The sequence below is a fragment of the Amycolatopsis sp. M39 genome (assembly GCF_001651785.1).
In the GTDB taxonomy this organism is placed as follows: domain Bacteria; phylum Actinomycetota; class Actinomycetes; order Mycobacteriales; family Pseudonocardiaceae; genus Amycolatopsis; species Amycolatopsis rubida.
In genome coordinates this window covers 162,188-178,766 of record NZ_LWSF01000006.1, presented here as the reverse complement: position 1 = coordinate 178,766, position 16,579 = coordinate 162,188, and the positions used below count along the sequence as shown (strand labels likewise).

The following is a 16,579-nucleotide window of genomic DNA, read 5'->3' as shown; positions in this document are numbered from 1 at the left end:
GCCGAGGCCGGTGAGGAAGGTCGCGAGGTAGGCGTACAGCACGGTGTGCGCCAGCACGAACACCAGCGTGACGAGCAGGACCGCCGCGACTCCGGGGATCCGCAGAGCGGGCAGCATCTTCGGGCGCGCTCCCCCGGGCTGGCCGGGGAAGTCCGGCACGGCCGCGGCGATCCAGGCCAGCAACACCAGCGTGAGCACAGTCATGGCGAGGAACGCGGTGCGCCAGCCGGTCAGCTGGCCGGCGAAGGTCCCCGCGGGCACGCCAAGGCACAGCGCGACCGGGATCCCGGCCATGGCGATGGCAATGGCCCGGCCCTGCAGAGCGGGGGCGACGAGGCGGCGGGCGTACCCGGCCAGCAGCGCCCATGCGAGACCGGCGGCGACGCCCGCGACGAACCGCGCGACCATCGTCAGGCTGTACTCCGACGACACGGCGGTGACAGTGTTGGCCACGGCGAATCCGGCCATCGCGGTCAGGAGCAACCGTTTGCGTCGCCAGCCCGCGGTGATCGTGGACAGCGGGATCGCGGTCAGCACGGTGCCCAGCGCGTAGCCGGTGACGGTCTGCCCGGTCGCGGATTCGCTGACGCCGAGCGAAGCGCTCATCGCGGGCAGCAGACCGGCGGGCAGCGTCTCGGTGAGGCTGGTGACGAACACCGCGGTGGCGAGGGACAGAAGCGCGAAAAGCGGAAGCCGCCGGGTCGGCGCGACGGCGGCTGAGGTGGGGCTCATGCGCCCACCATGCGGACCGGGACTTCGGGAATGCTTACGATCGGCTGACGGTGATCTGACGGCGCGAACGAGGGGCGACGCATGCGGTTCGGGATGCTCGGCCCGCTCGCGGTGTGGGACGGGACAGGCGCACCGGTCGCCGTGCCCGAAGCGAAAGTACGGGCGCTGCTCGCAGCCCTCCTGGCCCACGACGGCGGGCCGGTCGCCCCGGATCGGCTGATCGAGGACCTCTGGGGCGCTCGCCCGCCGGGCAAACCGGCAGGCGCGTTGCAGGCCAAGGTGTCGCAGCTGCGCCGGATCGTCGGCCGGGAAGGCGTCGAACGGCAACCGGCGGGCTACCGGCTGCGGATCGGCCATTCCGACGCCGCCCAGTTCCGCGACCTCGTCGCCCAGGCTCGCGCGACGACGGATCCCCGAGCCCGGGCGGCGTGCTTCGCCGAAGCCCTGGACCTGTGGCGAGGCGAGCCGTTCGCCGACTTCGCCGACGAGGAGTTCGCGAGACCGGCCGCGCACCGGCTGTCCGAGCTACGCCTGGCCGCGGTGGAAGAACAAGCCACAGCCCAGGTCGAAGCAGGCGATTGCTCCCCCGCGGACGATCTGGCGGACGTCATCGCGCGGCATCCGCTGCGGGAGGGCTTGCGAGCAGCGCAGATGCGCGCACTGTACCTGCGCGGACGGCAGAGCGAAGCCCTTGCCTCCTATACCGATCTCCGCACCCGCCTGGCCGAGGAGCTGGGCGTCGATCCGGGCCCGCAGCTGCGCGCGCTGTACGAATCGCTGCTCCGCCAAGACCCCGGACTGGCTGCCGAACCACGCGGCAACCTCCCCCGCCCGTTGACGCCGTTGATCGGCCGGGAAGACGCGCTCGCCCGGCTGAGGGAGCTGCCGGCCAGGCTGGTGACGCTGACCGGGCCGGGCGGGGTCGGCAAGTCCAGGCTGGCAGTGGGCGTCGTGAGTGCTGATCACGGTTCTCACCGTGATCAGCACTCACGACGCTTCCCGGACGGCACCTGGCTAGTCGAACTCGCCTCCGCTCGCGGTTCCGCTGACCTCGCCGAGACGGTCGCCGCAGTGCTCGGAATCCGCGACTCGGCCGACGCCGCCTCCCCGGCCCGACGGCTCGCCACCGCCCTGCGCGACCGGCGGATGCTGCTCGTCCTGGACAACTGCGAGCACGTCGTCGAAGCCGCCGCCGAACTCGTCGAAGCGCTCCTCCGCTCGACCCGTCACCTGCGGATTCTCGTCACCAGCCAGGAACCGCTCGGTCTGCCGGGCGAAACCGTGTTCGCGGTCGAACCGCTGTCGCCCGCGGACGCCGTGCGGCTGTTCACCGAGCGCGCCACCGCCGCCGCCCCGGATTTCACCGGCGACGCCGGCACGATCGCCGAGATCTGCCGTCGCCTCGACGGCCTCCCGCTCGCGCTGGAACTCGCGGCGACCCGCGTACGCGGCTTGGGCGTGCGGGAACTGGCCGCCCGGCTCAACGACCGGTTCGCCGTGCTGACCCGAGGACCGCGCGGCGCTCCGGCGCGGCAGCAGACCTTGCGCGCGGTGCTCGACTGGAGCTGGGAGCTGCTCAGCGAGCCGGAACGGACCGTCCTCAGCGGACTGGCCGTCCATCGCGGCAGTTTCGATCTCGCCGCCGCCGAAGCCGTCTGCGCGGGAGACGGCGACGTGGTCGATCTCGTGCTCCGGCTGGTCGACCGGTCGCTGGTGTCCGTCTCGAACGGACCGGCCGGGATCCGGTACCGGCTGCTGGAATCCGTTGCCGCGTATGCCGTCGAGCGGGTGGCGGATCCGGCTGTCACCCGCGAAAGGCACCTGCGCCATTATCTGGAGATCGCCGAAAAAGCCCAGTTGCACGGTGCCGGGCAACGGGTTTGGCTGGCCCGGCTGGACGTCGAAGCAGGCAACCTGCGCGCGGCTCTGGACGAGGCCGTCTGCCGGTCGCCCGCCGAGGCGGTGCGGTTCGCGACAGCGCTGTCCTGGTGGTGGCTGCTGCGCGGCAGGCTCACTGAAGGCCGCCGGATGCTGTCCGCCGTGCTGCGGGTCGCCGGGCCCACTCCGGATCTCACTGTCCTCACTGGATCGTTCGCCCTGCTGACCGGCGAACAAGCCCCGCCCGATTCCCCGGAGAGCGCCCGCGCGCTATGGCTGCGCGCCTACAGCCTGTTCAGCGTCGGCGACCTCGATGCCAGCCACGAGGTGAACGCCCGTGCCCTGGCAGCTGCCGGCGACGACGAATGGGGTGTCGCCGCGGCGCTCGGCCTGCGCGCGATGCTCAGCCTGGTCCGCGGTGATCTCGCCGGGCTCGGCCGCGACGGTCTGCGCAGCGCGGAGATCTTCCGCCGCCTCGGCGACCGGTGGGGCGAGATGCAGACCATCCCGCCACTGGCCGCGCTCGCCGAAATCAAGGGCGACTACGCCGAAGCCGCGCGCCGCCAGCACGAAGGACTGGCCATCGCGCGCGAACTGGGCTTGCAGGCGGAAGTGTCCGCGAGACTGTCCGGCCTCGGCCGCCTGGCGCTGCTCGAACGCGACTGGCACCGAGCCCGCGACCTGCACGAACAAGCTCTCCGCAGCGCCGCCGCGCACGGCTACGCCTACGGCCGGATCCACGCCGAAATGGGCCTCGCACTGGGTGCCCGCCGCTCCGGGGACCTCGACGCCGCAGAACGCCGCCTGACTCGCATCCGCGACGAATACCGCGGCCTGTCCTCGACGGCGGGCGACCATTTGCGGTACGCGGAACTCGGTTTCATCGCCGAACTCCGGGGAGATCCAGTGCGGGCGAAGAAGTATCACCGGCAAGGCCTGGAGTACGCGCGAATGCTCGATGAGCCACGTGCTTTCGCGCTGTCGTTGGAAGGGCTAGCGGGCACGGTGGTTCCGGAAACCGCGGCGTTGCTGCTCGGCGCCGCCGACGCCGCGCGGCGCAGTGCCGGCGCACCGCTCCCGCCCGCCGAGCGCGGCGACGTCGACCGGATCGCCGAGGCCGCCCGATCCGTCCTCGGCGAATCCGCCTTCGGCGCGATGTTCGATCGGGGCGCCCAGTTGCCGGTCGACGCCGCAGCAGCTATGGCCGCACAGACAGGATGAGTTTCCCCATCGCTTTCCGGTTTTCGATGGCTTCCAACGCCTGCCGCACTTCGGCCAGCGGGTAGCTCCCGCCCAGCGGCGGCACGATCTTCCCGGAAGCCAGTTTCGGCAGCAGCTCCGCCCACTGCCCCGGCAAGTACCCCGGCCGCGGCAGCGCGTACGCGCCCCAGCCGACGCCCACGACGTCCAAATTGTTGAGCAGCAACCGGTTCACCTTCACCTCGGGGATCGACCCGCCGGTGAATCCGATGACCAGCATCCGCCCGTCCGCGGCCAGACAGCGCAGCGAATCGGTGAACCGGTCGCCGCCGACCACATCCGCGATCACGTCCACGCCGCGGCCGCCGGTCGACGCCTTCACCGCGTCCTTGAAGCCCTCCGCCAGCACGTACTCGTCCGCCCCGGCCGCGACCGCCGTCTCGCCCTTCTCCGGCGTCGACACCACGCCGAGCACCTTGCCCGCGCCGAACGCCTTCGCGACCTGGATGACCGCCGTGCCGACCCCGCCGGCCGCGCCGTGCACCAGCACGGTCTCCCCGGCCGCCATCCGGCCGCGCCGGCACAGCGCGAAATGCGCGGTCAGGTAGTTGAACGGAATCGCCGCCGCCTGGTCGAAGCCCAGTTCGTCCGGGATCGGGAACACCGCGTCGGCCGCGCACGCGACCTGCTCGGCGAACCCGCCCAGGAACGGCAGCGCCGCGACCCGGTCCCCGGCCTTGACCGCCGCGCCGTCCGGAGCCGCCGCCACCACCCCGGCGACCTCCGCGCCCGGGACGAACGGCAACTCCGGCTTCACCTGGTACAGCCCGCGCGTCTGCAGCAGATCCGGGAACGACACCCCGGCCGCGTGCACGTCGATCAGCACCTGGTCCCCGGCACGCGAAGGCGCGTCGGCTTCGGCTACCGAAACGGTCGACGGGCCTTCGAGATCCTTGATGTGTACGGCTTTCATGCGTTTCTCCTGGTTCACAGCGCGGCGAGGATGTCGTTGACCCGGTCCTTGGCGTCGCCGAAGAGCATCGCCGAGTTCTCCCGGAAGAACAGCGGGTTCTGCACGCCCGCGTACCCCGAAGCCATGGACCGCTTGAACACGACGACGTTCTCCGCTTCCCACACCGTCAGCACCGGCATGCCCGCGATCGGGCTGCCCGGGTCCTCGGCCGCGGCCGGGTTGACGGTGTCGTTGGCGCCGATCACCAGCACCACGTCGGTGTCGGAGAAGTCGTCGTTGATCTCGTCCAGCTCCAGCACGATGTCGTACGGGACCTTCGCCTCGGCGAGCAGCACGTTCATGTGGCCGGGCAGGCGTCCGGCCACCGGGTGGATGCCGAAGCGGACCTCGATGCCCTTGTCGCGCAGTTTCCGGGTCAGCTCCGCCACCCCGTACTGCGCCTGCGCGACCGCCATCCCGTAGCCCGGCGTGATGATCACCCGCGACGCGGCCGTCAGCAGTTCCGCCGCGCCCTCGGCGTTGATTTCGCGGTGCTCGCCGTAATCCTTGTCGCCGGACGGTCCGGCTTCGATCCCGAACCCGCCCGCGATCACCGAAATGAACGACCGGTTCATCGCCTTGCACATGATGTAGGACAGGTACGCACCGGAGGAACCGACGAGCGCGCCGGTGATGATCAGCAGGTCGTTCTCCAGCAGGAAGCCCGACGCCGCAGCGGCCCAGCCGCTGTAGCTGTTCAGCATCGACACGACCACCGGCATGTCCCCGCCGCCGATCGAGGCGACCAGATGCCAGCCGAGCGCGAGGGCGAGCACGGTGACGACGATCAGCAGCCACAGCGCCGGGCTGGCGACGAACCACGCGGTGAACGCCACGAACAGCACAAGGGCGCCGAGGTTCAGGAAGTTCTTGCCCGGCAGCATCAACGGCGCGGACTTGATCTTCGCCGACAGCTTCAGGTTCGCCACGATCGACCCGGTGAACGTCACCGCCCCGATGAACACCCCGATGAACACCTCGGCATGGTGGATCCCCACCGTGCCGAGGCTGCCGAGATGCGCCGCTTCCCCGCCGGACGGGTCCGCTTCCACTTGCAGGTAGCCGTTCCAGCCCACCAGAACGGCGGCGAGACCGACGAACGAATGCAGCAGGGCGATCAGCTCGGGCATCCCGGTCATCTCGACCACCGCCGCCCGGCGCAGCCCGATCCCGGCGCCGATCACCATCGCGACGATCATCAACGCGATCGACGTCCCGGTGATCTCCCCCGTGACGGCTTGGGCGATCGTCGCGATCAACGCGACGACCATCCCGGCGATGCCGAAATAGTTTCCGACCCGCGCGGTTTCGTGCCGGGACAGCCCGGCCAGCGCGAGAATGAACAACAGCCCGGCCACGATGTAGGCGGCCTGGCTCGCAGTGTGCACAGTCATCTGAAGAAGGCCTCTCGGGTCAGCTGCGGGAGAACATGGCGAGCATCCGGCGGGTCACCGCGAACCCGCCGAAAATGTTGATCGTCGCCAGCAATGTCGCCACCGCCGCCAGCACGACGACCACCGTGTTGCCGCTGACCAGATTCAGCAGAGCCCCCACGACGATGATCCCGGAAATCGCGTTCGTCACCGACATCAACGGCGTGTGCAGCGCGTGGTGCACGTGCCCGATCACGTAGTAGCCGATCACGATCGCCAGCGCGAACACCGTCAGATGCGGCAGCAGGGCCGCCGGAGCCAACGCCGCCAGCAGCAGGAACACCGCCGCGACCCCCAGCACCAGCCCGAGCCGACGCCCCGGGGACATCGGCTGCTTCTCCGGTTCCTCCTTCTTCTCCGGCGCCGCCGCGGGCTTCTGCGGAGCCGCGGAGACTTGCACCGGCGGCGGCGGCCACGTCAGCTCGCCGCCCTTCACCACCGTGATCGACCGGACCACCACGTCGTCGAAGTCGACCACGAGCTGGCCGTCCTTCTCCGGCGTCATCAGCTTCATCAAGTTGACCAGGTTGGTGCCGTAGAGCTGCGACGCCTGCGCCGGAAGCCGCCCCGCGAGGTCGGTGTAGCCGAGGATCGTCACGCCGTTGTCGGTGACGATGCTTTCGCCGGCGACCGAACCCTCGACGTTGCCGCCGTTCACCGCGGCCATGTCCACGATGACCGAACCCGGCTTCATCGACGCCACCATCTCGCCGGTGATGATCCGCGGCGCCGGACGGCCCGGGATCAACGCCGTCGTGACGATGATGTCGACGTCCTCGCACTGCGTCGCGTACAGCTCCTTCTCGCGCGCCTTGTAGTCGTCGCCCATCTCCTTCGCGTACCCGGTGGCGGAAACCTCCGCGTTCGGGTCCTCGATGGACAGATACTCCCCGCCCAGGCTCTTCACCTGATCAGCGACTTCCGGGCGCGGGTCCGTCGCCCGCACGATCGCCCCCAGCGACCCCGCCGCGCCGATCGCCGCCAACCCGGCCACCCCGGCGCCCACGACCAGCACCTTGGCCGGGTTGACCTTGCCCGCCGCGGTCACCTGCCCGGTGAAGAACCGCCCGAACGTGTGCGCCGCCTCCACCACCGCGCGGTACCCGGCGATGTTCGCCATCGAGGACAGCACGTCCAGCGACTGCGCCCGGCTGATCCGCGGCACCGCGTCCATCGCCAACGCCGTGATCGGCCGCTTCGCCACATCCTCCACCAGCTCCGGCTTCAACGCCGGAGCCAGCAAGCTCACCACCGTCGCGCCCGATTTCACCGCGTCCAGCTGCTCGGAAGAGGGAGCGTTCACCCCGAACACGATGTCCGCCTCAACGATCGACCCGACCGCCGCGCCCGCGTCCGCATACGCCTGGTCGAAGAACCCCGACGCCAGCCCGGCGCCCGGCTCCACCGCCACCTCGTAGCCCAGCCCGCGCAGCTTGCCCACCGTTTCCGGGGTCGCCGCGACGCGCGTCTCCCCCGGTTGGGCCTCCTTGAGCACCCCGATCAGCATGCTGTCTCCTTCCCGCTCGTTCGCGGAAGACCCGCCGGCCGGGCCTGACGGCGTTTGGGGTCGCCACCTGGTCCGACTTCGCCCGCTTCAGGTACAGATGCGCTGGATACTCCCATGCCGCCCGGCCTCCGGCAGCCAACCGGAGCCCCTTTTTCGACAGCGAGTGCGACGAGATCACGGTCATAGCCCCGGCCGGTCGCGGCGGCCGGGTCCCCCGCGCGGTTTCCCGGGCCGCGGCGGCGAGCCGGGAAACCGCCGACTACCCGGTTGAACCGCCTCGCCGGTCCCCGGCCGTCGCTGCCGGGGGCGGGCCCGGGGACCCGGCCGCCGGATCGATCACGAGGTCCGCAGTGATGTCCGCCACTTGACAACCGGCCTCCCCTGGCTCAGCCGACCGGGCGGCGCAATCCGCTGCTCCGCTCGGAGCCCGCGGTCGCGTAGCGGGTCAGCATGGCCCTCAGCGCGTCCTCGAACGCGGGAAGGTCGAGCGGCTCCGGACCGGCGATCAGCTTGTGCACGAGCAGTTCCACCGTGTTCACCACGATCCGCGCCGCCATGTCCACATTGGACACGATCGGTTCCGGCGACCGCTCCGGCAGATCGCGCACGTCGGCGATCCGCTCCAGCGACTCCGCCGAACGCGGGGCCTGGTCGGCCGTCACGCCCAGCAACTGCGGATCGTCGAGGTGGTTGGGGACGGCCACGTGCACGAGTTCGCGGAGCGCCCCGTCGAGCGTCTCCGGCGGCCCGGCGGTTTCCCGGTGGCGGCGCAGGGTTTCCGCGCCGCCAGCGCGACGAGGATGGCGTCCTTGTCCGGGTAGTACTGGTACAGCGACCCGATCGACACCGGCGCCCGCTCCGCGATGCGGTTCGTGGTACCCGCGGCGTAGCCCCGCTCGGCGAAAATCCGCGCGGCGGCCGCGAGGATCCGCTGCCGGGTCGGCTCGCCGCGCACCCGCTGGGGTTCCGGGCGCGGCCGGAGCCGCTTTCCGGACCTCCCGAACCTCCTCGACGGCAGTGAGCTTTTGCTCATAATAAGCCACTGAACAGGGATTCCGCTCGGAGCGCCGGGGTCTCCGGCACCCGGCAGCAGTGCGGTCCACTGTGGACCCTGGCCGGAGACCGCGAAGCGGCAGAAGTGCTTGCACTTCGCTAGCACTCGTGGTCTCCTGGAAGCGCTTGCAGAGCACAATCACTTCGAAGGGGAAGCCATGATCCGCCGAGTACTCGCCCAGTGCACCGTCTCCGACCTCCCGCGTGCCGAGAAGTGGTACACCGTGTTGTTCGGCCGCAGTCCCGACGCGCGGCCGATGCCCGGCCTGCTGGAATGGCACCTCGACGACGCCTTCGGACTGCAAGTGTGGTCCGAACCCGAGCGCGCCGGACGGTCGACGGTCGTCTTCGAGGAAACGGATCTCGACGCGGCCGCCGCCAAGGCCGCGAAGGCCGGTATCGCGCACGACGGACCGCTGCCCGGCGGCGGCGCGCGCATTCTGCCGCTCGCCGATCCGGACGGGAACCGCGTCGTCTTCAGCGGCACGTGATCCGGCTTGACCGTCCGGTCCGGACCGGCCTAGGGTCGCGACTAGAGAGATCGCTCTAGTCGCCAGACCCGAGGGAGGTCCGATGCCGCGCGTGGAGCTGTCCGCCGGGCCGATCGACTACACCGACACCGGCGGCGCCGGACCGGCCCTGGTGTTCGGGCACGGTTTCCCGATGTCGGGCACGCAATGGCGCAAGGTCGTCCCGCTGCTGGACGGCTGCCGCTGCCTGCTGCCCACGCTGCCGCTCGGCGCGCACCTGGCCCCGATGCGGCCCGACGCCGACCTGACCCAGTTCGGGGTCGCGCGGCTGCTGGGCGAATTCCTCGCCGCACTCGACCTCCGCGACGCGACCATCGTGCTCAACGACTGGGGCGGCGGCCAATTCCTCGTCGCAGGCGGGTTGGCCCCGGCCGAGCACGTCGCCCGGGTCGGACGGCTCGCGCTCGTCGCGTGCGAAGCGTTCGACAACTTCCCGCCCAAGCCCGCGCGACCGGCCGTGAAGCTGCTCCGCCTTCCCGGCGGACCGTGGCTGCACGTCCAAGCCACCCGGACGTCGTTCTACCGCCACGCCAAAGCCGCGTACGGCGGGATGTGCGAAAGCCGGATCCCCGACGACGTGCTCGAAGGCTGGTTCGCGCCGGCGTTGCGGGACAAGGAAATCCGCCGGGACATGGTCAAATTCGCCACCGGGAGCCCGCCGCGACGGGTACTGCTCGAATGGACCGAGCGGCTGCGGGCGTTCGACCGGCCGGTCCTGGTCGCGTGGGCGGGCAAGGACCGGATGATGCCCGCCGAGCACGGACGGCGGCTCGCCGAGCTGTTCCCGGACGGCCGTCTCGTCGAAATCCCGGACAGCGGCACGCTGATCCCGGAAGACCAGCCGGAACGGCTGGCCGAGGAACTGACCGCGTTCCTGGCCGAAACCGGCGCGAAATAACGCCTCAGGCCGGCACAGCCAGCGGAAAGCGCACTCCGGTCAGTTCTTCGGAGACAGTCCACAAGCGACGGGCGGTCTCAAGATCGCGTGCTTTCGCTGACCGGCCAACGAGTTTCGGCGCGCCGTGGTTCTGCAGAAAACCGCGCGGACCCGCGTAGCTGTCCCCCGGGATGTCGGCCAGCGCGGCGTAAAGCGTCGGCCGGGCGCCTTGTTCGGGGGTTTGCGCGAACAGGCGAGTGCCGAATTTCGCGACGGTGGAGAGCACCGGCATCTCGACTTTCAGCAGGTTCGTCGCCGCCACGCCCGGATGCGCGGCGGTCGCGAGCACCGGCGAACCGGCTTCGGCCAGCCGGCGCTGGAGTTCGGCGGTGAACAGCAGGTTCGCGAGTTTCGACTGCCCGTAGGCCGCCGTCGCCCGGTACGGCCTGCGTTCCCAGTTCAGGTCGGCGAAATCGATCGAGCCCACCCGGTGCCCGTTCGACGAAACCGTGACCACCCGGCCGCGGATCTGCCGCAAAAGAAGGTTCGTGAGCGCGAAATGGCCGAGATGATTGGTCCCGAACTGGGATTCGAAGCCGTCCGCGGTGCGCGAGAGCGGCGGGATCATGATGCCGGCGTTGTTGATCAGCAGGTCGATCGGCTCGGTGAACTCCGCCGCGAACGCGCGGACCGACGCCAGGTCGGCGAGGTCGAGCTGGCGGACTTCGGCGTCGCCGGGCAGCTGGCCGGCGACCTCGCGGCCGCCGCGCGGATTCCGCACCGCGAGCACGATCCGCGCGCCCTTGGCGGCCAGCGCCGCCGCCGTCGCCCGGCCTAGTCCGCTGTTCGCACCGGTGATCACGGCGGTGCGGCCGGTCTGGTTTTCCGGAAGAAGGTCCATGTCCCCAAAGTAGGCACCGGAAACAATGTTGTCAACGGAAACATGCTGCTAGACTGACCGGGTGCGCGACCAGTCCGAAGACCGCCCCTACCACCACGGCAGCCTCCGCACCGCCTTGCTCGACGCGGCCGAACGCGGGTTGCGCGCGCACGGGGCCGATCAGCTGTCGCTGCGCGACCTGGCCAGGGAGATCGGCGTCAGTCACGCCGCACCGCGCCGGCACTTCCCGGATCGGCAGGCGTTGCTCGACGCTCTCGCCGAAACCGGTTTCGCCCGTTTGGACAGCGCGTTGCGCACGGCGTTGAAGACTGCCGACGATTTCCCAGGCCGGGTACGCGCCGCGGCAACCGCGTACACCCGCTTCGCCACCGAGAGCTCTGCGCTGCTGGAACTGATGTACACCAGCAAGCACCGCCCTGGCGCGTCGCGGATCGTGCAGGCCGCCGAAGCGCCGTTCGCGCTGATGAACGACCTGATCCTCGAAGGTCAGCAGCAGGGCGCGTTGCAGGAGGGGCCGCCGCAGCGGATCGGCGTCGTGCTGTTCGCGACGCTGCAAGGAATCGCGACGCTCGGCAACGGCGACCTCGTTCCGCCGGAATTGCTCGACGGGCTCGTGGACACCGCCGTCGAACAGTTCCTGCGCGGCGCTCGTCCATAACGAAACCGATCGGCCGGTCGAACGCGGCCGGCAATTGGATACCGTGGTCGGCATGGCTGACCAACGACCGCTCGGCTTGCGAGAACGCAAGAAGCTCGACACGCGCAAAGCGCTGAGCGACGCCGCCGTGGCGCTGATGTACGAGAGAGGTCCAGACAACGTCGTCCGCGAGGACATCGCCGAGCGGGCCGGGGTGTCGCTTCGGACGTTCAGCAACTACTTCGCCACGAAATACGACGCGGTCGCCTACCGGCAGGAGCACCGGATCCGGCTCAGCGCGGAACTGCTGCGCAACCGCCCGGCGGACGAACCGCTGTGGACCGCGCTCGCCGAAGCGCTCATCGAACCGCTGCGCGCCGACGGAGTGCCCTACGGGCAGCCAGCATCCGACCAGCTCAGCGCGGTGCAGGCGTGGAGCGCGACGCCGGAGATGCGCACCGCGCTCGCGCGCGTGGAAACCGGCGAGCTGGTCAAGGCGATCGCCGAACGCACCGGTACGCAGGTCGGCGAACTGTACCCGCGGCTGGTGTCGGACGTCGCGATCGCGGCGATGACCACGGTGCTGAACCGGTTTCTGGACGAGAGCCTGGAGAAGACGGTTCCGGCGACGCTGCGCGAGGTGTTCGCGAGGATTTCCCGGGGGCTGCCGCCTCGGTGAGCAGCGCCATGCCGCCGCCGGCAGCGGATTCTCCCTGCCATGCGCGACGAACTCGGCCCGCAGCGCCCCCCGATCCTCCTCGGTGAGCAGCCGGTACGGACTGGTCCGGCTCGGCGCGCACCACACCCGGCCGCCCTCCCAGCCCTGCGCGCGCAACGGGGCCTTGTCCCCCTTGCCGCTGCCGGTCACCGGAGCCTCGTCGAGGATCCGGAGGAATGCAGGCCGCCATTTCGTACCGAGATCCGGTTGCGCGGCAAGGAATCCATCGAACTCGACCGGATCGAAGACGGCATCCTCAGCGAGAATCACCGACGCCATGAGCCGGTCCGCGGATCGGGCACGCCGTAGCAGTGCGCCACCGCGAACGCCGGGTACCGGCCCAGGATCCGCTCGACCGGGATCGTGCCGAAGTTCTCGCCGTCCACGCGGAGCCAGTCCGCCGCCCGGCCCGCGAAGTACAGGTAGCCGTCGCGGTCGCGATAGCCCAGGTCGCCGGTCCAGAAGTCCTCGCCGCCGAATTTCAGCCGTTCGGCCACAGCGGCGGGGTTGCGGTAGTAGCCCTCGCACGTTTTCCCCCGGCCCACCGCGACGATCTCGCCGGTCGCTTCCTCGCCGTTCAGCACCAGGCCGTTCTCGTCGAATCCGGCGAGCGGGCATTCCCGGTTGTCCTGGTCGCGGATTTCCGCGCGCATTCCCGGCGCGGGGCAGCCCAGTGCGTTCGGCGGCGCGTCCGGGCCGGGCACGATGCGGGTTCCGCCCGCGCTGGACCCGTAGCCCTCCCGCACTTCGCAGCCGAACCGGCGGCGGAATTCGGCGGATTCGCCCGGCGCGGCCTCCGAGCCGAAGGCGACCTCCAGCCGGTTGTCGGCGTCGGTCGGCCACTCCGGCCGCGCGACGACGTAGCTCAGCACCCGGCCGACGTAGGTGAAGCAGGTCACGTGCGTGCCCGGGGTGATTTCCTGCTCGACGTCGGTGGCCACCACCAAGGTGTAGCCGGCCGCGTCGAGCACGTTCATCAGCCGCGAGTACGCGAAATCCTCCACCGCGCCCTCGCGGGCGCAGCTCCTGGATCTCGCAGTAGCGCCGGTACCCGGCCATGATCCATGGTCGAGCACATCGCGGGCGGCGCGACGACGCCGGGACGGCCGGCCGCCTTCGCCGCGGCGTCGTCGACGTATACCGGATTGCGGTCGTCGAGCGCCTCGACCCAGTTGCGGATCATCGCCTCGTTCACCGCGCCGGCTCGGCCCGCTGACCGGTGAACTCGGCGAAGTCCGCCCGGAGACCGGTCATCACTCCTCCTTGAGCAAGCGTTTGCCAGGAAGGCAGGAGCGTGGCGCGGGCAAGGGAGAGTCCCGGTGGGTGGGTGGCTCGTGCGTGTTGACCACGGTGAGAAGCGGGATCAACACGCACGACCCCCTACTCCCACCGCACCCACCGCCGCACTACCTTCCCCGTCGCGTTGCGCGGCAACGGGTCCCGGGTCAGGAACCAGGCCGTCGGCACCTTGTACCGGGCGAGCCGGCCGCCGAGATAGCCGCGCAGCTCCTCAGCGTCCACTTCGGACTCCGCGCGAAGCACCACCTTCGCCGCGACAATCTGGCCGTAATCCGAATCCGGCAGCCCGGCCACAATGCACTCGGCGACCCCGGGATGTCCGGCGAGCTGTTCCTCCACCTCCGCCGGGTAGATGTTCTCCGCCCCGCGCAGGATCAGGTCGCTGCGCCTGCTCAGCACGAACAGCGCACCGTCGCGCAGCTGGCCGAGGTCGCCGGTCCGGAACCAGCCGTCGTCGGTGAACGCGGCGGCGGTCGCGGCCGGGTCGTTGAAGTAGCCGAGCATCACCTGGGGGCCGCGGAGGTGGATCTCGCCGTCGGCGCCGTCCGGGACCGGGCGGCCTTCGGTGTCGCGGATCCGCACTTCCATGTTCGGCACCGGCCTGCCCGCGGTGTCCGGGTCGGCGAGGAGTTCGGCGGGGGTCGCGAGGGTGGCCGCGGTGGACGATTCGGTCAGGCCGTAGTTCGTGCTCAGCGAGGCGGCCGCGCCCGGCAACGCGCCCCGCAGCTGGTCTTTCAGCTCGGCGGTCGACGGCGCGCTGCTGACCGAGACCGTCTTGAGCGTGCTGAGGTCGTAGCCGGAGAGATCGGCTTCGACCAGGCGGGACAGCATCGTCGGGACCGCGCCCCAGTTGGTGACCCGCTCGGCCTGCACGAGGTCCAGCACCCGGTGGATGTCGAATTTCCCCTGGTACAGCACGGCGGTATCGCCCACCGCGAGCCGCACGACGGCGAGGTTGTGCAGGGCGGCGATGTGGAACAACGGGGTGGCCAGCAGGAATCGGCGATCCCGTGCCGGACGGCCGAATTCCGCCGCCAGCGCGTCGTTGAACAGGTGGAACCAGACCGCGGCGAGCACATTGCGGTGCGAGTGCGTCGCACCCTTCGGACGACCGGAAGTCCCGCTGGTGAAAAGGATGACCGCGGGGTCGTCCTCGTCGACCGGCCCCGGTTTCAGCCGCGCGCCTTCGTGCCGGCCGAGGAGTTCCCGGTATTCCGGGCTGCCGAGTTCCAGCACCGGATACCGGTCCGCGACCAGCGGCTTCCGGGCGGTGTCGGTCAGCACGGCCTTCGGCGTGGTCAGGTCGAGGCCGTGCGCGACCTCCGGCCCGGCCCACATCGAGTTCATCCCGACCGCGATCGCACCGAGCGACACCGCCGCCCAGAATCCCACTATCCACTCCGGGCAGTTCGCCGCGCACAACGCGACCCGGTCCCCGCTGCCGACCCCGTATTCGGTCCGCAACGCCGCGGCGAGCGCGGCGACCTGGTGGTAGTGCTCGGCAAAGGTGAGCCGATTGTCCACAGTGACCAGATACTCGCGATCGCCGAACTCGCGCGAGGCCTCCAGCAATGCGGTCAGGCACCGGTGCCGGCGCGCGAACACCCTCGCCGGACGGCCCGCGACCGGCTCCGGCCGGATCTCGAACTCCGCGCCCGGCGCGGTCAGCCGCGCGATGATGTCGTCCCGATCGGTCATCGGTCGCCTCCCGTGGTGATCATCGGATCGTCAGCTGCCCGCCGTCGACGTTCCAGCACTGCCCGCTCACCCAGCCCGCCTCGGCGCCGGCCAGGAACACCGCGGCCGACGCGATGTCGGCGGGCTCGCAGGGGGCGATCCGAGGAAAACGTTTGCGGTCAGTGACATCGCGGGGCTCGACGACACGGAGACGTCACCGCACGACCGCAGCCATCTCCTCCAGCATCGCCCGGACGTCCCGGCGGCGATACCCGAGCAGCTCCGTCTCCCGGGCGTCCGGTTCGTACGCGATCGTCGCGCCCCTCCCCGGGACCAAAACCCGGTCGGGCAGGAACGGGTGCTCCTCGTCGCGCTCTTCCAGGACCCGGCCCGAGCCCGAGACGTCGAAGATCAGCTGGAAGTAGTCTCGGAAGCTGAGGTTTTCGTCGCCCACCAGGTACGCCGCACCGGATTCCCCGCGCAGCAGAGCACCCTCGACCGCTTCGGCCAGGCTCCGCACGGACAGGTAGTTCGTCCCGCCGGCCGGCGCGAAGTCCGGCACCTTCCCGGCCAGCTCCCCCTCAGCCCACGCCAGCATTTTCGCGAACTGCCGCGTCGACCGGCCGGGTGCCATGCCGACGATCGACGGCGGGTTCAGCGTGCACACCGTGAACCCGTCCCCGGCGAGGGCTCGCGCTCCTTCGTCGGCGAGGCGGCGCGCGTCGACGTACGGGTTCGTTTCCGCGAGATCCGGCCGGACCTGGTGGTAGTAACTGCCGATCTGGACGAAACGTCCGACACCAGCGCGTTTCGCGCGCGCCGCGATCGCGGTGACGCCCTCGATTTGGTACGTCCGCCAGAACTCCTCGTCGCCCCAGCCGGAAACATGCCGGATGTCTTGTCCGGCCGCGAAGACGACGGCGTCGAACGGTGCCAGCGCAGCCTCGTCGAAACCGCCGTGGGCGTAGTCGCCGAGCAGCACCGGCAGGCCCGCCACCAGCGAATCGGCGTCGGGTTCGTGTCGTCCGGCGACCGTGACGGCGTGCCCGGAGCCGCTCAAGTGCACGGCGGTGTTCGCGCCGATCATGCCGGTGCCGCCGATGACCAAGACCTTCATGCGCATTC

17 protein-coding genes are annotated in these 16,579 nt (G+C 70.4%); 6 read left to right on the top strand and 11 right to left on the bottom strand.

The genetic code is table 11. The features are described 5' to 3' along the window. A partial coding sequence (locus A4R44_RS18060; RefSeq protein WP_157904926.1) for an MFS transporter occupies nt 1–732 on the bottom strand: 732 nt, incomplete at its 3' end. An 81-nt stretch (nt 733–813) separates the two neighbouring features. Between A4R44_RS18060 and A4R44_RS18055 the strand changes: the two genes are divergently transcribed. Then, a complete protein-coding gene (locus tag A4R44_RS18055) occupies nt 814–3,831 on the top strand; it encodes a BTAD domain-containing putative transcriptional regulator (RefSeq protein ID WP_067581588.1) in 3,018 nt (1,005 codons plus the stop codon). On the opposite strand, the gene A4R44_RS18050 is transcribed toward A4R44_RS18055, so the two are convergent. From A4R44_RS18050 to A4R44_RS50420, 5 genes are all read right to left on the bottom strand, one after another. Continuing rightward, nucleotides 3,809–4,783, bottom strand: a complete 975-nt coding sequence (locus A4R44_RS18050; RefSeq protein ID WP_067582310.1) for an NADPH:quinone oxidoreductase family protein — start codon at nt 4,781–4,783, stop codon at nt 3,809–3,811. The genes A4R44_RS18055 and A4R44_RS18050 overlap by 23 nt on opposite strands. Before the next feature lie 14 nt (nt 4,784–4,797). Beyond that, entirely contained in the window at nt 4,798–6,216 is a 1,419-nt protein-coding gene (gene pntB / locus A4R44_RS18045) for a Re/Si-specific NAD(P)(+) transhydrogenase subunit beta (RefSeq protein ID WP_067581585.1), read from the bottom strand. A gap of 19 nt (nt 6,217–6,235) precedes the next feature. Then, the gene (locus tag A4R44_RS18040; protein ID WP_067581582.1) at nt 6,236–7,762 is read right to left on the bottom strand and encodes a Re/Si-specific NAD(P)(+) transhydrogenase subunit alpha; all 1,527 of its coding nucleotides are present in this window, start codon (nt 7,760–7,762) and stop codon (nt 6,236–6,238) included. 386 nt (nt 7,763–8,148) lie between these two features. Continuing rightward, nucleotides 8,149–8,466, bottom strand: coding sequence for a hypothetical protein (locus A4R44_RS50425; protein WP_232791651.1), 318 nt, complete (start codon nt 8,464–8,466; stop codon nt 8,149–8,151). Beyond that, the gene (locus A4R44_RS50420; RefSeq protein ID WP_232791650.1) at nt 8,421–8,795 is read right to left on the bottom strand and encodes a TetR/AcrR family transcriptional regulator; all 375 of its coding nucleotides are present in this window, start codon (nt 8,793–8,795) and stop codon (nt 8,421–8,423) included. Before A4R44_RS50420 ends, A4R44_RS50425 begins: the two co-directional genes overlap by 46 nt. Nucleotides 8,796–8,973: 178 nt before the next feature. Here A4R44_RS50420 and A4R44_RS18030 point away from each other — a divergent pair, with 178 nt between their 5' ends. Together A4R44_RS18030 and A4R44_RS18025 are read left to right on the top strand one after the other, a co-directional pair. Next, complete coding sequence (locus tag A4R44_RS18030) at nt 8,974–9,306, top strand: VOC family protein (RefSeq protein WP_067581579.1); 333 nt, start codon at nt 8,974–8,976, stop codon at nt 9,304–9,306. An 82-nt stretch (nt 9,307–9,388) separates the two neighbouring features. Then, nucleotides 9,389–10,243, top strand: coding sequence for an alpha/beta fold hydrolase (locus tag A4R44_RS18025; protein ID WP_067581576.1), 855 nt, complete (start codon nt 9,389–9,391; stop codon nt 10,241–10,243). A 4-nt stretch (nt 10,244–10,247) separates the two neighbouring features. On the opposite strand, the gene A4R44_RS18020 is transcribed toward A4R44_RS18025, so the two are convergent. Further along, complete coding sequence (locus tag A4R44_RS18020) at nt 10,248–11,123, bottom strand: oxidoreductase (RefSeq protein ID WP_067581573.1); 876 nt, start codon at nt 11,121–11,123, stop codon at nt 10,248–10,250. Nucleotides 11,124–11,184: 61 nt separating this feature from the next. Between A4R44_RS18020 and A4R44_RS18015 the strand changes: the two genes are divergently transcribed. The 3 genes from A4R44_RS18015 to A4R44_RS47995 are packed head-to-tail and all read left to right on the top strand — an operon-like array spanning nt 11,185 to nt 12,787. Beyond that, nucleotides 11,185–11,781 (top strand): TetR/AcrR family transcriptional regulator, encoded by a 597-nt coding sequence (locus A4R44_RS18015; protein ID WP_067581569.1) that lies wholly within the window; start codon nt 11,185–11,187, stop codon nt 11,779–11,781. A gap of 52 nt (nt 11,782–11,833) precedes the next feature. Then, nucleotides 11,834–12,439 carry a TetR/AcrR family transcriptional regulator gene (locus A4R44_RS18010; RefSeq protein WP_067582307.1) on the top strand — a complete coding sequence of 202 codons (606 nt, stop codon included), beginning with the start codon at nt 11,834–11,836 and terminating at the stop codon, nt 12,437–12,439. Between the two features lie 39 nt (nt 12,440–12,478). After that, nucleotides 12,479–12,787, top strand: a complete 309-nt coding sequence (locus tag A4R44_RS47995) for a hypothetical protein (protein ID WP_157904910.1) — start codon at nt 12,479–12,481, stop codon at nt 12,785–12,787. Here A4R44_RS47995 and A4R44_RS18005 read toward each other — a convergent pair. The 4 genes from A4R44_RS18005 to A4R44_RS17995 form a co-directional block, all read right to left on the bottom strand. Then, nucleotides 12,745–13,482, bottom strand: coding sequence for an AMP-binding protein (locus A4R44_RS18005; protein ID WP_067581566.1), 738 nt, complete (start codon nt 13,480–13,482; stop codon nt 12,745–12,747). The two genes, A4R44_RS47995 and A4R44_RS18005, sit on opposite strands and share 43 nt — an antisense overlap. Continuing rightward, nucleotides 13,455–13,661, bottom strand: a complete 207-nt coding sequence (locus A4R44_RS52060) for a MaoC family dehydratase N-terminal domain-containing protein (RefSeq protein WP_157904909.1) — start codon at nt 13,659–13,661, stop codon at nt 13,455–13,457. Before A4R44_RS52060 ends, A4R44_RS18005 begins: the two co-directional genes overlap by 28 nt. 197 nt (nt 13,662–13,858) lie before the next feature. Continuing rightward, nucleotides 13,859–15,475, bottom strand: a complete 1,617-nt coding sequence (locus A4R44_RS18000) for a class I adenylate-forming enzyme family protein (protein ID WP_067581563.1) — start codon at nt 15,473–15,475, stop codon at nt 13,859–13,861. A 193-nt stretch (nt 15,476–15,668) separates the two neighbouring features. After that, nucleotides 15,669–16,571 (bottom strand): NAD(P)-dependent oxidoreductase, encoded by a 903-nt coding sequence (locus tag A4R44_RS17995; protein ID WP_067581560.1) that lies wholly within the window; start codon nt 16,569–16,571, stop codon nt 15,669–15,671. Nucleotides 16,572–16,579 lie beyond the last annotated feature (8 nt).

What these genes read in the sequence shown, in the direction of transcription:
- A4R44_RS18055 (WP_067581588.1), top strand. Translation starts at nt 814, where the DNA reads ATGCGGTTCGGGATGCTCGGCCCGCTCGCGGTGTGGGACGGGACAGGC.
- A4R44_RS18050 (WP_067582310.1), bottom strand. Translation starts at nt 4,783, where the DNA reads ATGAAAGCCGTACACATCAAGGATCTCGAAGGCCCGTCGACCGTTTCG.
- pntB (WP_067581585.1), bottom strand. Translation starts at nt 6,216, where the DNA reads ATGACTGTGCACACTGCGAGCCAGGCCGCCTACATCGTGGCCGGGCTG.
- A4R44_RS18040 (WP_067581582.1), bottom strand. Translation starts at nt 7,762, where the DNA reads ATGCTGATCGGGGTGCTCAAGGAGGCCCAACCGGGGGAGACGCGCGTC.
- A4R44_RS50420 (WP_232791650.1), bottom strand. Translation starts at nt 8,795, where the DNA reads ATGAGCAAAAGCTCACTGCCGTCGAGGAGGTTCGGGAGGTCCGGAAAG.
- A4R44_RS18030 (WP_067581579.1), top strand. Translation starts at nt 8,974, where the DNA reads ATGATCCGCCGAGTACTCGCCCAGTGCACCGTCTCCGACCTCCCGCGT.
- A4R44_RS18025 (WP_067581576.1), top strand. Translation starts at nt 9,389, where the DNA reads ATGCCGCGCGTGGAGCTGTCCGCCGGGCCGATCGACTACACCGACACC.
- A4R44_RS18020 (WP_067581573.1), bottom strand. Translation starts at nt 11,123, where the DNA reads ATGGACCTTCTTCCGGAAAACCAGACCGGCCGCACCGCCGTGATCACC.
- A4R44_RS18010 (WP_067582307.1), top strand. Translation starts at nt 11,834, where the DNA reads ATGGCTGACCAACGACCGCTCGGCTTGCGAGAACGCAAGAAGCTCGAC.
- A4R44_RS47995 (WP_157904910.1), top strand. Translation starts at nt 12,479, where the DNA reads ATGCGCGACGAACTCGGCCCGCAGCGCCCCCCGATCCTCCTCGGTGAG.
- A4R44_RS52060 (WP_157904909.1), bottom strand. Translation starts at nt 13,661, where the DNA reads ATGATCCGCAACTGGGTCGAGGCGCTCGACGACCGCAATCCGGTATAC.
- A4R44_RS18000 (WP_067581563.1), bottom strand. Translation starts at nt 15,475, where the DNA reads ATGACCGATCGGGACGACATCATCGCGCGGCTGACCGCGCCGGGCGCG.
- A4R44_RS17995 (WP_067581560.1), bottom strand. Translation starts at nt 16,571, where the DNA reads ATGAAGGTCTTGGTCATCGGCGGCACCGGCATGATCGGCGCGAACACC.